Below are 13,055 nucleotides of genomic sequence, written 5' to 3'. Positions count from 1 at the left end.
AGCAAGGGGCTCGCATGAAGGACACTGGCATGAAGGACTCTGGCATGAAACCTAAAAATAGAACGCTGGACCGTATCGATCTTAAAATCCTGCGCTGCTTGCAGGACAATGCGCGTATTTCGTATGTTGATTTGGCCTCGGAAGTAGGGTTATCCACAACCCCTTGTCTCGAGCGGGTTAAACGCTTGGAGAAAGCTGGCATTATCCGTGGCTATCAGGCAATCCTCGATCCGCGTGCCTTGAAGGCCAATTTATTAGTCTTTGTCGAAATCAGTTTAGAAACACAATCGCCCGCCGTATTTGATGAATTCCGCCGCGCGGTCGAGAAACTACCCCAGATTCAAGAGTGTCATCTTGTGTCAGGGCAGTTTGACTACATCTTAAAGTGCCGTATTCCCGAAATGTCGGCCTATCGCCAACTGTTGGGCGATGTGGTGTTAACGCTTCCTGGGGTGAAAGAATCAAAAAGCTATGTGGTAATGGAAGAAGTTAAAGAGAACTTCAATTTACACATTCCTGATTTTGAGGAATTTGAGGATAAATAAGCCGATGATGGACGATCAGGCACTGCTGCGCTATAGCCGTCAAATCATGCTGCCCGAAGTGGATATCGAGGGCCAAGAGCACCTGCTATCTGCTCACGCCGTGATTATTGGGGCAGGTGGCTTGGGCTCACCGGCGGCGCTTTATTTAGCGGCTGCTGGGGTAGGGCGGATCACCATCGCGGATGCCGATCACGTCGAACTTTCTAATCTTCAGCGCCAAATAGCGCATCAGCAGGCAAGTGTGGGATTAAATAAAGCCCACTCTGCCCAGGCCAGCATGCAAGCGCTTAATCCGCACTGCGATGTCGTGGCGTTAGACCAACATGTAGAAGGCGAAGCGCTTGAGCGCTTAGTGGCTTCAGCGGATGTGGTGCTGGATTGTACGGACCGCTTTTCAAGCCGTTATGCCGTCAATGCGGCGTCACAAAAGGCTGGGGTTCCGCTGATCTCCGGCGCGGCCATTCGTTTTTCAGGCCAGCTGGCCGTCTTTGATCCCCGTAATGCCGAGTGCCCTTGCTACGCTTGCCTATATCCCCCCGATGACAGTGGTGACGAAGCGCTGAGTTGCGCAGAGAGTGGGGTCATGGCACCACTGGTAGGCTTGATCGGCTGCTTTCAAGCGGTTGAAGCCTTCAAACTACTGAGCGGAGCAGGCACTACTCACCAGGGGTTATCCACGTTTGATGGTTTGAGCGGCCAATGGCGACATTTTCAAGTTCGCCGTGATCCCGCTTGTCGCGTGTGTGCACAGTACCGTTAAGTCTATTGTTTATTATACAAACGTCTAAAATTACCCCGGAACGTTTCAGTTGTCTTGAGCTTCGCCGATACCTAATTGAATGACTTATAAATGAAAAAGGGATCACCGGATGAAGCACCTCTCTATTAAATGGAGTCTGACTGCCGCGTTAGCCTTGCTGGTGCTGATGATTGGGTTGATCAGCGGGCTTGGGTTCTATGCGAATCACAACAGCTCTCAAGCACTTGAGGAACTGACAGCCACCAACGTAAGACTCACCAACTTAGCCAACCGCACACAAGTGCACTCATTAAGAGCGCAAACCTTCTTAGACCGCTCGGCGAGTTTTAGCACGCAAGGCAACCCCGAAAAAGGGCAGGAAAGCCTTGCCATGGCGGTAGAGGCAGTCGCTGAAGCAGAGGCACGTTTTAATGAGTTTCGTGCTGTGCCAATCAACCCTGAAGGCACTTTGGCACCACATCGTGATGCCATTATCAGCGCTTATGAAGCCTTTGTGACAGAGGGTATTTCCCCATTGCTTGAGGCCGCTCCTTTTCAAATTCAGCGCCGCCAAGAAGAGCTGGGAGCTTTAAGCGCTGAGCTTGATGCGGCTATGAGTGGATTTATTGCCTATACCGAAGGACGCGGCGCTAGTGTTCTTCAACAGGTGAACCACTTAGCCACTGTTATTGGTGTCATTGCCATTACCCTGCTAGTAATTTCACTCCTGGCGGCGGTGGTGATTAGGTGGGCAATGATGCGTAGCGTTGTAAGGCCACTACGCGACGCCAGTGCGCATTTTGCTCGGATTGCCGATGGCGATCTAACAGGGCACATAGAGGATCGTGGCCGTAATGAAATTGGCCAGTTGTTCAGTGGCCTGGCGGCTATGCAGGAGAAGTTAAAACAGCTGGTAATAGCATTACGAGGCAGCAGCGAGCGAGTCTTCAGTGGTGCGGGTGATATTTCAGCGGGAAGTCACGATCTCTCTTCGCGAACCGAACAGCAGGCTTCAGCATTACAACAAACCGCTTCCAGCATGGAGGAGATGTCGACGACGGTGAGTAAAAATGCTGAAACGGCCCAAGAGGCTGATCAGCTTTCAGTCGCAGCGTCGCAGTCTGCGGAGTCAGGTGGTGAAGAGGTAGAGCGTACGGTGCAACTAATGCGTGAGATTGCCGCTAGCGCGAGCCAAGTCAACGATATTATCGGTGTGATTGATTCTATCGCCTTCCAAACCAATATTTTGGCGCTTAATGCCTCGGTTGAAGCGGCGCGTGCCGGGGAGCAAGGTCGCGGCTTTGCTGTGGTGGCCAGCGAGGTGCGTTCATTGGCGACGCGCAGTGCCGACTCAGCCAAAGAGATTCGTAGTTTGATTGAGCAAACCACTACAAAAATTAACGGTGGTGCCGAACAAGCAGAGCGCAGTGGGCAGACCATTCATCAAACAGTGGACGCAATTCGCCAAGTCACCACATTGATGGGTGAAATTTCGACCGCGACGAGGGAGCAAAATAGTGGCATTGAACAGATCAACGCAGCGCTTACTGAGATGGACTCGGTAACCCAGCAAAATGCTGCTCTCGTTCAACAGACCAGCTCCGCCGCAAGCTCTTTAGAAGGTCAGGCCCGCGAACTAGCCGATTTAATGACTACTTTCCGCATTGATGAGAGTGCCAGTAGCAATGGTGCGCTAATTCATCCTCATGTTACGCAAGAGCAAGACACTAACCGGCACATTGAACCAGCGCCACGCCAGCAAACAACGCAAAGCAAAAAAGTCACCGCTGACGAATGGGATGAATTCTAGGTCTTGGTTTAAGTAAAAGCCGCCGATAGTGAACGTTCACTATCGGCGGCTTTTTTTAGATGCTTGTCAGGCTTTATGCGCGGGCTGAAACACGCAGACGTACATAATCGGCTGTCCAGTTTCCTTGCTCATCCCGTAGGCTGTGGCCTAAAAGCGTTAAGGTATTTTCCAGCACGGCCTCTCGCACATCTTCATCAAGCCCATGTAAAAACGGGCTGGCAAACGTCTCAAGCCATCCAATCATGCCCGTAGGCAAAGGAGTGGGGCGAGGAATCAGCTCAATGCTTTCTACTTTGAAGCCTACCGTTTCCAGTATATGGCCGTACTCATGTGTGGTAGGAAAATACCAGGGATGGCGTCCGCGCGCACTAATGCCGCGGAACTGCAGGGCGGCAATCAGGGCGGTGCAAATAGCGGCAACATTGCCATGGCCACCAAACTCAGCCACAAACCGGCCCCCTGGCTTCAACGCCCGCTTAACCCCTGCCAAAACAGCCTGGGGGTCAAGCATCCAGTGCAGTGCCGCGTTGCTAAACACGGCGTCAAACTCGTGATCAAAGGGCAACTGATGGCCATCGACCACGCGTGCGGTAATACCGCGCTTTCGTGCTGCCTCCACCATCTCTTCTGAAGCATCGATCCCTAGTACACTAGCCCCTAATTGCACTAAGCGCTCTGTCAGCGCGCCATCTCCACAGCCAAGATCCAAAATGCGTTCGCCGGGTTGAGGCGCTAATAGCTTGACGACTTCGCTGCCTAACTTAGGCACAAAATCAGCATTCTGGGCATAGCCATTGGCGTTCCACTCTTGCCCGGGTGCGTTTGGAGAAATATTGGTCATGTCGGCTTCCTGGCGTCGTTATTATTCCATCAAGGGGCAGTCATATAATGATAGCCAGCATAGTATAGCTTGCTGTTGCTTAACTTATTAGATAGATAACAAAAATCTAAAACAATTACATCACGACATTTCCGTTTATTTAAAAATATGATCTATTTGAGTAATGTTACGTAGCGTTCTATCAATAAAAGCGACGAAATTGTTACTACAACAAAGTTCAAAAAAGCGAGAAAACCGTATTAATGAACTCATCAATGCCGCGTTACAACATCACTTCTCCCGTCGGACTTATTGCCGATACTCATGGGTTATTGCGTGATGAAGCACTTGTCCTGTTGCAGGGGTGCGAGCTAATCCTGCACTTGGGCGACGTGGGCAACAAAGAAGGGGATAAAGCGATCTTGGAACACCTGGAAACACTGGCGCCGGTTCACTGCGTTCAAGGCAATATCGACACGGCAGCATGGGCGGGGAGCTTGCCAGTGCATCAGGATATTATGGTTAATGACCATCATCTGCACCTTGTTCATCGTTTAGCGGATTTTGACCCATCGTCTCCTTGCGATGCCGTTCTGCACGGTCATTCTCATAAACCTCGCAACGAAACCCAGGCAGGAAAGTTGCTCTTTAATCCAGGTGCGGCGGGAAAGCGTCGGTTTAAGCTTCCCATTACGTTAGGCAAATTATGGATTGATCAACGCGGTATACGCGGGGCGATTCTACATTTGTTGTAATGTGTATCGTCGCGTTGCGCTACAACGATTGCCATTAGCACCAAGAAGAGGCCGATAAAAAGCAAGACCAAGGCTCTCCTGCTACGCTTTTCCTTGATGGGGTTCCCTGTGGGCCATGTCATGGAGCAGAAAGGGAGAGTTCGGTGAGCGCCAAGGAACAGTCTGCAACGAAGGAGTCTGCAACAAAACAGTCACGCCTTATCACGCCTGTCGAGTCGTTACAGGTCATGACGCTCAATGTGCACAAGGGATTCAATGTATTTAATCGACGTCATATCCTGCCAGAGCTTCGAGAGGCGGTAACGACCCTATCCGCAGACTTGGTCTTTCTCCAGGAAGTGATAGGCGAGCACCGAAAACATGCGGTTCGCTTTCATGACTGGCCCAGCGTGCCTCAATACGAATACCTCGCTGACACGTTATGGCCAGATTTTGCCTATGGTCGTAACGCTGTTTACCCTAATGGCGATCATGGCAACGCGCTGTTATCCCACTACCCGATACTGCAGTACGACAATAAGGATGTCTCCATTCAGGACACCGAAAAACGTGGCCTGCTGCATTGCCAACTGGATGTGCCCGGCCACAGTGGGGTACATGCTGTTTGCGTTCATCTCGGGCTACGGCAGGGTCATCGCCTAGCGCAAATGAAGCTACTGTGTGAACTGCTCGACACCTTGCCGGATGACGAGCCGGTTATTGTCGCGGGAGACTTCAATGACTGGCGGCGTCAGGCAGACCATGTGCTGACGGAATGTGGGCTGTTTGAAGCATTCGTGCACCATTATGGTCACCCAGCGAAGTCGTTTCCGGCGCGCTGGCCGCTATTGTGCCTTGATCGCATCTATGTGCGTAACGTTTCAGTGCGTAATCCCCGCGCATTGTCTCGAAAACCCTGGACTCACCTGTCTGATCACGTACCACTCATTGCCGAGATATGCTTGTGAATTTCCAATGGACGGAAAGTAACGAAGCTGAATTGCTAATCAATGGAAGTCAGTATTTTAATAGCGTATTTGACTGCATTCGTTCGGCTCGCGAAGAAGTATTAATTGAAACCTTCATCATTTTCAATGATGAAGTAGGACAGGAGCTTAAGGAGGCTCTACTTGACGCTGCCGCTAGGCAGGTACGTATTGACGTCACCGTAGACGGCTATGGGACAGCGGATCTGGACAACGACTACATAACAGAGCTGATAGACGCTGGCATTCACCTGCATGTTTATGACCCCAAACCGCGCTTGTTCGGTATGCGTACTAACCTGTTTCGCCGTCTTCACCGAAAGATCGTCGTGGTGGATGGCGATGTGGCTTTTATCGGTGGTATCAACTTCGGCGCCGATCACCTGCCCGACAAATATGTCATGGGCAAGCAAGATTATGGCTTGCGAGTGCGGGGCCCGATTGTAATGGACATTCGTGATGCGGCTGGAGCGCTACTGGTAGAGCATCAAGCGGTACAGGGACTGCCGCAGATTCGGGCATTGCCTTCCCCCGCTGGCAGCGCCGCTATACGTCTGGCTATTCGTGATAACAGCCTTCACCGTAATGATATCGAAGAGCATTATCTCCAGGCTTTTCGTTCGGCAAAGTCACATCTAGTCATTGCTAATGCCTACTTCTTTCCCAGTTATCGTCTTTTTCATGAATTGCGAAACGCGGCGCGACGGGGCGTTAACGTTACGCTGATCTTGCAGGGTCGTCCCGATATGCCCTGGGCTAGAATGTTTTCCAGCTCGCTTTACAGCTATATGTTGCAGCAGGGCATTAGCATTTTCGAGTATACCGAGCACCCTTTACACGGAAAGATCGCGATTGTTGATCATGAATGGTCAACGGTGGGGTCAAGCAATCTCGATCCACTCAGCCTGTCACTGAACCTGGAAGCCAATTTGTTCGTTTGCGACGCTGGGCTCAACCAACAGATCCATAAACACCTATCTGAGCTTATCGAGAGCAGTTGTAAAAGGATAACAACCGAAGTCGCGGAAAAAGGCCGCTGGTGGCGGGCGCCGCTTATGTTCGTGAGTTTTCATTTCCTGCGTCATTTTCCCAGGCGAATGGGATGGTTACCCGCTCATGTGGCTCGGATGGAAACGTTGGCGCCCAGGTCTCGGAAGCACAAACACAAGCGTGCAGAGGAGTGAGCCGGATGCAGTCAAACAGCAAAAAAGCGAGCGCTAAACTGCGCAATGCCTGGGGGCGTTGGCTGAAGCATGGCATCACTTTGCTGCTCTTTATGGTGGTCGCGATCTTATTATTTTCACTGGTCCGGAACATGGACTGGCAGGCCGTCATCGAAACGCTGCGCGGCTATAGTCCCGCCCTGGTCATGATGGGGCTTGGTATTACTGCCACAAGCTTTGCCGTCTTCAGCAGTTATGATCTGCTCGGCAAGTTTTATACCGGCCATGAGCTGCCGATCAAGGAGGTGCTGCCGTTAGCCTTCGTATGCTACGCCTTTAACCTCAACCTGGGCGCCTGGGTTGGCGGCATTGCCTTGCGCTATCGGCTATACACAAAGTTTGGCCTGACAGTGGCGACCGTGACGCGTGTGCTGAGTGTGAGCTTAACCACCAATTGGCTGGGCTATATGCTGCTTGCCGGAACGCTATTTACGCTTAGGCTGATTGAGTTGCCTGCGCACTGGCAAGTTGGCACGCTAGGGTTGCAGTTTATTGGGGCGGGTTTATTGCTTGTTTGCCTTTTCTATCTGTCAGCGTGTCGTTATTCACGGCGACGCACCTGGCAATGGCGGGGTCATGAAATCGTTCTCCCTTCGCTACGACTAGCTCTACTTCAGATGTTGCTTGGCGCGGTTAATTGGTCCTTGATGGCGGCGCTTGTCTACCTACTGCTACCCCAGGGCGTTTTCTACCCTACTATCCTGGGTATTCTTCTTGTCAGCAGTATTGCGGGTGTGGTGACCCATATTCCCGCGGGCCTGGGTGTGCTTGAAGCGGTGTTCATCGCTTTGTTGCAACATCAAGTGGCTAAGAGCGACATTCTCGCTGCTTTGATCGGCTATCGCGCACTCTATTTTTTGCTCCCCCTGGGGCTGGCGTGCATGGTGTATCTACTGCTGGAGCGCTGGAGCAAAAAACAACAAAGAGAATCGGAGCCACGGTACTAAAAAAAGGACACTTAAAAGATAGCCATGGTGCAACCACCGGCAGAAGAGCGATTAGCATTCGATGCTGGCAGAAGCTGGTGAGGTTTCGGCATAGCCGATAGGATAAGGGAGTTATGCTAGGTGGTTCTAGCGCTTACTAGCGACAGCCAATATGCCAAGACGAGGTACCATGAACGACGTTATTGAGTTACTTAAATCCCACCGTTCGATCCGTAAATTCAGTGACCGCCAGATTCCACGGGAGTTGCTCATTGAGCTTATCCAGGCCGGGCAGGGTGCTGCTACGTCCAGCCATGTGCAGGCGTATACCGTTATCCATGTTAAAAATCAGGCTAATCGCGAGCAGATTGCGGAACTGGCGGGTGGGCAAGGATACATTGCGACCTGTGCCGACTTTTTAGTGTTTTGCGCCGATATGAAACGGCCTACCGAGGCATCTGAGCAGACGGGGGCGAACGTAGTGCGCGGCATGACTGAACAACTGTTAGTAGCGACGGTAGACACGGCGCTGATGGCACAAAACGTTGCAGTGGCGGCTGAATCTGAAGGGCTGGGAATCTGCTATATCGGCGGCATACGTAATAATCCCCAAGCAATTAGTGATCTATTACGCCTACCTGAGCATGTTTATCCCGTTTTTGGTATGTGTCTTGGCTACCCGGACCATGATCCTGAAGTAAAACCGCGCCTACCAGTGGAAGCGATTCTAAAAGAAGACTACTACACTGAAGACGGTGAGCAGGTGAAACGTTTTGATGCCACTATGCAGGCTTACTACCAAGCGCGTAGCAGTAGTAATAAAAATACCGATTGGTCGCATAATCTCAAGCCACTTTTCGATACCAAGCTGCGCCCGCATATGCGTGATTTCTTGATCAAGCGTGGCTTTGAAATGAAGTAGCCTTGAAATGAAATAGCTTGGAAAAGAAACGGCTTTGAAATGAACAATATTGCAACGAAGAAATAAGCGCATCACACTTTTTATTAGGATTTTGGAGAAGAGAAAGCTCAACAGTTTATTTGATGATCTCTTTTCCTCGTTTTCAGGAGCTCCACCGCATGCGCGTATTTGCTAACCCCGTCGGCTCCGGCACTCTTTGGTTCGACAATCTTACAACGGCTGACGGTGTCCCCGTCGCCTATGATCCCCAGGCTCGGGCTTTTGTGCCTATGCCGCCGTTCTGTATTAATCGAGACATCATCGGTTGTAATTGGATAGCCCCCGAACAAGGCGCTTTTTGCCGCTCTTGTGCGATGACTGCGCTGGCGCCCGACCCCAGCCTTCCTAAAGCAATTCCGAACTGGGCCCAAACCGAAGCGGCGAAGCGCTGGGTGCTGGATAACCTGGGCCGCTGGCACTGGTTCCGTCCCGAAGACCCAGGCGCGCCGCCGGTTTTTCATCTTCTAGCGGAAGGCAAAAAGCCCGTGCCCATGGGCCACATTGAAGGTGTCGTCACCATCAGCGTTGCCGAGGTCGATCCTGTACTGGTGACAACGCGGCGTGAGGCGTTAGAAGAGCCTTATCGAACCATGATTGGCCACATGCGCCATGAAATATCGCATATGCTTTGGTGGCGGCTTAGCCTGCGTGAAGATTTTCTTGACGCTTTCCGGGAAATGTTTGGTGACGAGCGTCAGGATTATGTCGCCGCGCTCCAGCGCCACTATCAAAACGGACCGCCCCCCGATTGGAAAGAGCGTTATTTAACCACTTATGCATCTGCCCATCCCCATGAGGATTGGGCCGAGACGGCCGCGCACTTGCTGCATTTAACCGATATCGCCGATAGCTTTGCAGCATCCGATCTCTCTTCACCAGAGTTGCCCAGTCATCAGTGGGAGCCTTATGCGGAGCCAGATGCTGATCGCTTGATTTACGTGGCAGCGGCGCTCACTGTGGGCGTTAATCATGTTAACCGCTCTATGGGCTTGCCGGACCTCTATCCTTTTGTGCTTTCTGAAAACGCTCGGCGCAAGCTGGCGTTTGTGCATGATTGGCTGCGTCGTGGCGCCCAGGGGCTTTAATGTAAATTTAAATTAATTCATTGACGCGGCGTGGCGTGTAGAACTCACAACATTGCCTATACTGCATAAAGTACGACGAGAACCATAGCCGATAAAAACAAAGGCTGGTACACCACTTATGACACCGGCCATTAAGCATGGAGATTGACTGATGAATCTAGACCGCGCTTACCGCCTATTAGCAGCTTTCTACACAGTGATACTTATCATCGGTGTCATCGCCTTATTAGCAGGTGGCGGTACACTGCTCTCTCCCGTGTATTTGCTGGTGGGCGCATTAGCAGTAATTGGGCTGTGGGGGTACACCCTGAAGCGGCGGTTTATGAACCCGCGTATGTGGAGGCCGTTGGCGGGAATACTAGCGGTGGGTATTGTGATTCAGTTAGTCGTAATGCTCACCACACCGTTATCGAGCGTTTTATTAACCTGGATGCTTACCAGCAGTATTTTTTCCGTCATGTTGGTAATTATGCTTTTCCACTACGGGGATCGCGATCAACCTCTATGGGCGACTGAAGAAGAACACACGGCTGCCCAGCAGCTTGATGCCTTACTAACGAGTAACTCTTCCCTAACCGCTGTTACCAGTGATGGTGCCCGAGAAAATAGCGTTAAAGTGACAAAATCTAACAGCGGCTATCAAGCGAGCGTGACGCGGCGTTCGCAAGAAGGTCAAGAGCGCTTTGTAGAGCGCTTTCGATATCCCGAAACGCTAGTATTTTTCTTGGAGAAATTTACCAGCGTTACAGTTAATGATTTTAAGCGTCCGAACGTTTTGGATGATCGTGGGAGCTCAACCGCCGAAGCCTAGACCCTACGCTGATAATAGGCATTTTTATTTACATGGTAAGAGCAATGCTGGCTTCTTGAGCCAGCATTTCTTCTAACTGAGGGGCGAGAGTTTGTTGTATGTGCAAATATAAGGGTAGCAACGTTTTCTTTAAACCACTTTCTGCTTTTTGCTTATCTATATAGTAGGCACTTCTTTTACCATGAAAGTTAATGGTTTCTCCTACCTTGGTGAAGTGAAACCCCGTTAGCCCGAATTTCTCACAGGGGATAATAGAAAGCGGCTGAAAGTGTTATTATTTCAGGACGTTACACCAGAAAAAACACCAACAGCCGCTATCCAAAATGGTACCTGAAAAACTGACCTTCTCGCCACTCTCTCGCCGTCAAATTGAAGCCGATTTTTCCGGCGGTCACATCACCTCCGATGCCGGACTGTTTTTGCTGCGCGAGGTCGATAAACAACATCGCCTGACTCGCCGACTAGCCTCGGTACTTCACGATCCCCGGGATCCAGAACAGATTCGCCACCGGCTAGACACCATGGTTCGTCAACGGGTATTTGGCGTGGCCGCTGGATACGAAGACCTGAACGATCATGAAGCCCTTCGCTTTGATCAAGCGCTGCAAACGGCGGTTGGCCAGGACGACTCCTTGGCAGGCAAGTCCACGCTGTGCCGGATGGAGCAGCAGGCGGATCGGCAGGCGATAGTGAAGGCCCATCAACTACTTTGGCACCACTTCATCGAGCAGCACGAGGAGCCACCGGCGGAAATTGTGTTGGACTTTGACGGTACCGATATCCCGGTTCACGGCGAGCAGCCGGGCAAGTTCTTCAACGGCTACTACGACCACCATTGCTACTTCCCGCTGTATGTCTTCTGTGGCCGCCATCTGCTAGTGAGCTATCTGCGTACCAGTGACCACAGCGACAGCCATCACAGCTGGGCCATCCTGGCGTTACTGGTGCGCTTTATCCGTCAATACTGGCCCGATACGCGCCTTGTGTTACGAGGTGATAGTCACTTTTGTCGCTCCCGGATGCTCAACTGGTGCGATCGGCATCACGTTGACTATATCGTGGGTATCGGCAAGAACAGTCGGCTGCTCAAGGAAGTGGATGTGCCCATGATGCTGGTGCGCAAGACCCAATGGCAGGTGGGAGGGAAAGTGGCAGAGACGTTCCGCTTCCAATATCAAGCACACGCCTGGAAGTATCCACGCTGGGTGGTGGCCCGTCTGGAAGAAGGCGAACTGGGCTCTAATCCCCGGTTTATCATTAGTTCCCGTTATGACGACGGCTTCAAGCTCTACTACGAGCAGTACTGCGCTCGGGGCGACATGGAGAACCGGATTAAAGATCAACAGCTGAGCCTGTTTGCTGATCGTACCTCCAGCACGCACTGGTGGGCCAATCAGTGGCGTCTGATCTTATCGGGCTTTGCCTATACGCTGTTCGAGCGATTACGAACACACCTGAAAAAGACGCCCTTCGCGCGTATGAGCCCGAGCAATCTGCGGCTCAAGCTGATCAAGGTGGGGGCCGTCATTATCCGCAACACCCGGCGAATCCGGGTGCTGATGAGTGACAGCTACCCTTACAAGGCGGAACTATCCGATCTCGTCAGGCGGTTGGCTCCGGGCTGACTGCTCGGGCTCCCCCGGCCCGACTCAATGGGGGGAAGGGGGAAGTGTGTCTGGACGGTGGAAATTGGTTAAATAGTAGACAATCTGAGCAGTCGTCATAGGCCGTTGGCGGTATTACGACCTATTTATGCAGCTCATTGAGGTGCAGTGAGAAATCCGGGTTAGCGCGAGCAGCCGAGGCAGGCTAGGTTCCATCATGGCAAATACCTGAATTTTACCTAGCTGCTTTCCTAACGAATAACCTGTGATGAATAGCCCGCTTGCCAGTAATGGGAATAGCTGTCTTTCTTCTACGGAAAAACAGGTAATAGCGCTTGTGTTTGCTAAAATGTCTTTTTCTTTTGCTTTTGCTCTGAATAGAGGGTTAACGGCAAGGCGAGAAATTTCATAGTAACTATTGATAGCCAGCTTTTCGGGATGGAATTCCGGATGAGTTAGGCTCTGGCTGCCATATGTCTGTAAAGGAAGCTGGTTTAGCGGCTGAGGGCTAGAAGGCTTTGGAATGACGACTCGCACACATCCGGCCACTAGGCCGGTTCTGCGATGTTCAATCAAGCAATGAATAGAGTTTTGATCATGGATATCATATTCGAGCTTGTTGTAAGGGTCAGTCGGTTCTTCATATTGCAGCTCTTCGCAGTAAACGTCATGCCTTAAACGATAAACTTTATGCTTTTCCTGCTCAGTGATACACAGTTTAAATTTAAATTCTTGAATAAACCTTTCCAGTAATGCTGAAGGTGCTTCCCTATTTGTTGCTATACGAGGTGAAGACATCACGCGCTATCCT

Annotated in this window: 13 protein-coding genes; 11 read left to right on the top strand and 2 right to left on the bottom strand. The window is 51.3% G+C overall.

Annotation, left to right across the window (positions count from 1 at the left end):
• Positions 1 to 44: 44 nt before the first annotated feature.
• The 3 genes from ACWI0H_RS14960 (at position 45) to ACWI0H_RS14950 (ending at position 3,094) form a co-directional block, all read left to right on the top strand.
• Entirely contained in the window at positions 45 to 545 is a 501-nt protein-coding gene (locus tag ACWI0H_RS14960) for an Lrp/AsnC ligand binding domain-containing protein (RefSeq protein ID WP_336268596.1), read from the top strand.
• 4 nt (positions 546 to 549) lie between these two features.
• Complete coding sequence (locus tag ACWI0H_RS14955) at positions 550 to 1,305, top strand: HesA/MoeB/ThiF family protein (RefSeq protein ID WP_485873838.1); 756 nt, start codon at positions 550 to 552, stop codon at positions 1,303 to 1,305.
• 109 nt (positions 1,306 to 1,414) lie between these two features.
• Positions 1,415 to 3,094, top strand: a complete 1,680-nt coding sequence (locus ACWI0H_RS14950; RefSeq protein WP_485873837.1) for a methyl-accepting chemotaxis protein — start codon at positions 1,415 to 1,417, stop codon at positions 3,092 to 3,094.
• A 73-nt stretch (positions 3,095 to 3,167) separates the two neighbouring features.
• Here ACWI0H_RS14950 and ACWI0H_RS14945 read toward each other — a convergent pair whose 3' ends face one another.
• Complete coding sequence (locus tag ACWI0H_RS14945) at positions 3,168 to 3,935, bottom strand: class I SAM-dependent methyltransferase (protein ID WP_485873836.1); 768 nt, start codon at positions 3,933 to 3,935, stop codon at positions 3,168 to 3,170.
• Between the two features lie 254 nt (positions 3,936 to 4,189).
• On the opposite strand from ACWI0H_RS14945, the gene ACWI0H_RS14940 reads away from it, so the two are divergent.
• From ACWI0H_RS14940 to ACWI0H_RS14905, 8 genes are all read left to right on the top strand, one after another.
• Positions 4,190 to 4,669 carry a metallophosphoesterase family protein gene (locus ACWI0H_RS14940; RefSeq protein ID WP_485873835.1) on the top strand — a complete coding sequence of 160 codons (480 nt, stop codon included), beginning with the start codon at positions 4,190 to 4,192 and terminating at the stop codon, positions 4,667 to 4,669.
• A gap of 143 nt (positions 4,670 to 4,812) precedes the next feature.
• Positions 4,813 to 5,616, top strand: coding sequence for an endonuclease/exonuclease/phosphatase family protein (locus ACWI0H_RS14935; RefSeq protein ID WP_485873834.1), 804 nt, complete (start codon positions 4,813 to 4,815; stop codon positions 5,614 to 5,616).
• On the top strand, positions 5,607 to 6,818 hold the full coding sequence (gene clsB, locus ACWI0H_RS14930) for a cardiolipin synthase ClsB (protein WP_485873833.1): 1,212 nt from the start codon (positions 5,607 to 5,609) through the stop codon (positions 6,816 to 6,818). The genes ACWI0H_RS14935 and clsB overlap by 10 nt, the downstream gene beginning before the upstream one ends.
• A 5-nt stretch (positions 6,819 to 6,823) precedes the next feature.
• Positions 6,824 to 7,804, top strand: coding sequence for a lysylphosphatidylglycerol synthase domain-containing protein (locus ACWI0H_RS14925; RefSeq protein ID WP_485873832.1), 981 nt, complete (start codon positions 6,824 to 6,826; stop codon positions 7,802 to 7,804).
• Between the two features lie 169 nt (positions 7,805 to 7,973).
• On the top strand, positions 7,974 to 8,705 hold the full coding sequence (gene nfsA / locus ACWI0H_RS14920) for an oxygen-insensitive NADPH nitroreductase (RefSeq protein WP_485873831.1): 732 nt from the start codon (positions 7,974 to 7,976) through the stop codon (positions 8,703 to 8,705).
• Positions 8,706 to 8,863: 158 nt separating this feature from the next.
• Positions 8,864 to 9,829, top strand: coding sequence for a zinc-binding metallopeptidase family protein (locus ACWI0H_RS14915; protein ID WP_485873830.1), 966 nt, complete (start codon positions 8,864 to 8,866; stop codon positions 9,827 to 9,829).
• A 151-nt stretch (positions 9,830 to 9,980) separates the two neighbouring features.
• Positions 9,981 to 10,640 carry a hypothetical protein gene (locus ACWI0H_RS14910; RefSeq protein WP_339884051.1) on the top strand — a complete coding sequence of 220 codons (660 nt, stop codon included), beginning with the start codon at positions 9,981 to 9,983 and terminating at the stop codon, positions 10,638 to 10,640.
• Between the two features lie 323 nt (positions 10,641 to 10,963).
• Positions 10,964 to 12,265, top strand: coding sequence for an IS1380 family transposase (locus ACWI0H_RS14905; protein WP_444676419.1), 1,302 nt, complete (start codon positions 10,964 to 10,966; stop codon positions 12,263 to 12,265).
• Positions 12,266 to 12,379: 114 nt separating this feature from the next.
• Here ACWI0H_RS14905 and ACWI0H_RS14900 read toward each other — a convergent pair whose 3' ends face one another.
• Entirely contained in the window at positions 12,380 to 13,042 is a 663-nt protein-coding gene (locus ACWI0H_RS14900; protein ID WP_485873829.1) for a PEP-CTERM/exosortase system-associated acyltransferase, read from the bottom strand.
• Positions 13,043 to 13,055 lie beyond the last annotated feature (13 nt).

This window comes from Halomonas sp. NYA30 (genome assembly GCF_976980765.1).
This window is presented reverse-complemented; position numbering and strand designations above follow the sequence as displayed.

Bases quoted from the DNA above. Each gene is read 5' to 3' on its own strand.
- clsB (WP_485873833.1), top strand. From the start codon at position 5,607: ATGCTTGTGAATTTCCAATGGACGGAAAGTAACGAAGCTGAATTGCTA.
- ACWI0H_RS14955 (WP_485873838.1), top strand. From the start codon at position 550: ATGATGGACGATCAGGCACTGCTGCGCTATAGCCGTCAAATCATGCTG.
- ACWI0H_RS14925 (WP_485873832.1), top strand. From the start codon at position 6,824: ATGCAGTCAAACAGCAAAAAAGCGAGCGCTAAACTGCGCAATGCCTGG.
- ACWI0H_RS14940 (WP_485873835.1), top strand. From the start codon at position 4,190: ATGCCGCGTTACAACATCACTTCTCCCGTCGGACTTATTGCCGATACT.
- ACWI0H_RS14910 (WP_339884051.1), top strand. From the start codon at position 9,981: ATGAATCTAGACCGCGCTTACCGCCTATTAGCAGCTTTCTACACAGTG.
- ACWI0H_RS14960 (WP_336268596.1), top strand. From the start codon at position 45: ATGAAACCTAAAAATAGAACGCTGGACCGTATCGATCTTAAAATCCTG.
- ACWI0H_RS14915 (WP_485873830.1), top strand. From the start codon at position 8,864: ATGCGCGTATTTGCTAACCCCGTCGGCTCCGGCACTCTTTGGTTCGAC.
- ACWI0H_RS14900 (WP_485873829.1), bottom strand. From the start codon at position 13,042: ATGTCTTCACCTCGTATAGCAACAAATAGGGAAGCACCTTCAGCATTA.
- ACWI0H_RS14905 (WP_444676419.1), top strand. From the start codon at position 10,964: ATGGTACCTGAAAAACTGACCTTCTCGCCACTCTCTCGCCGTCAAATT.
- nfsA (WP_485873831.1), top strand. From the start codon at position 7,974: ATGAACGACGTTATTGAGTTACTTAAATCCCACCGTTCGATCCGTAAA.
- ACWI0H_RS14950 (WP_485873837.1), top strand. From the start codon at position 1,415: ATGAAGCACCTCTCTATTAAATGGAGTCTGACTGCCGCGTTAGCCTTG.
- ACWI0H_RS14945 (WP_485873836.1), bottom strand. From the start codon at position 3,935: ATGACCAATATTTCTCCAAACGCACCCGGGCAAGAGTGGAACGCCAAT.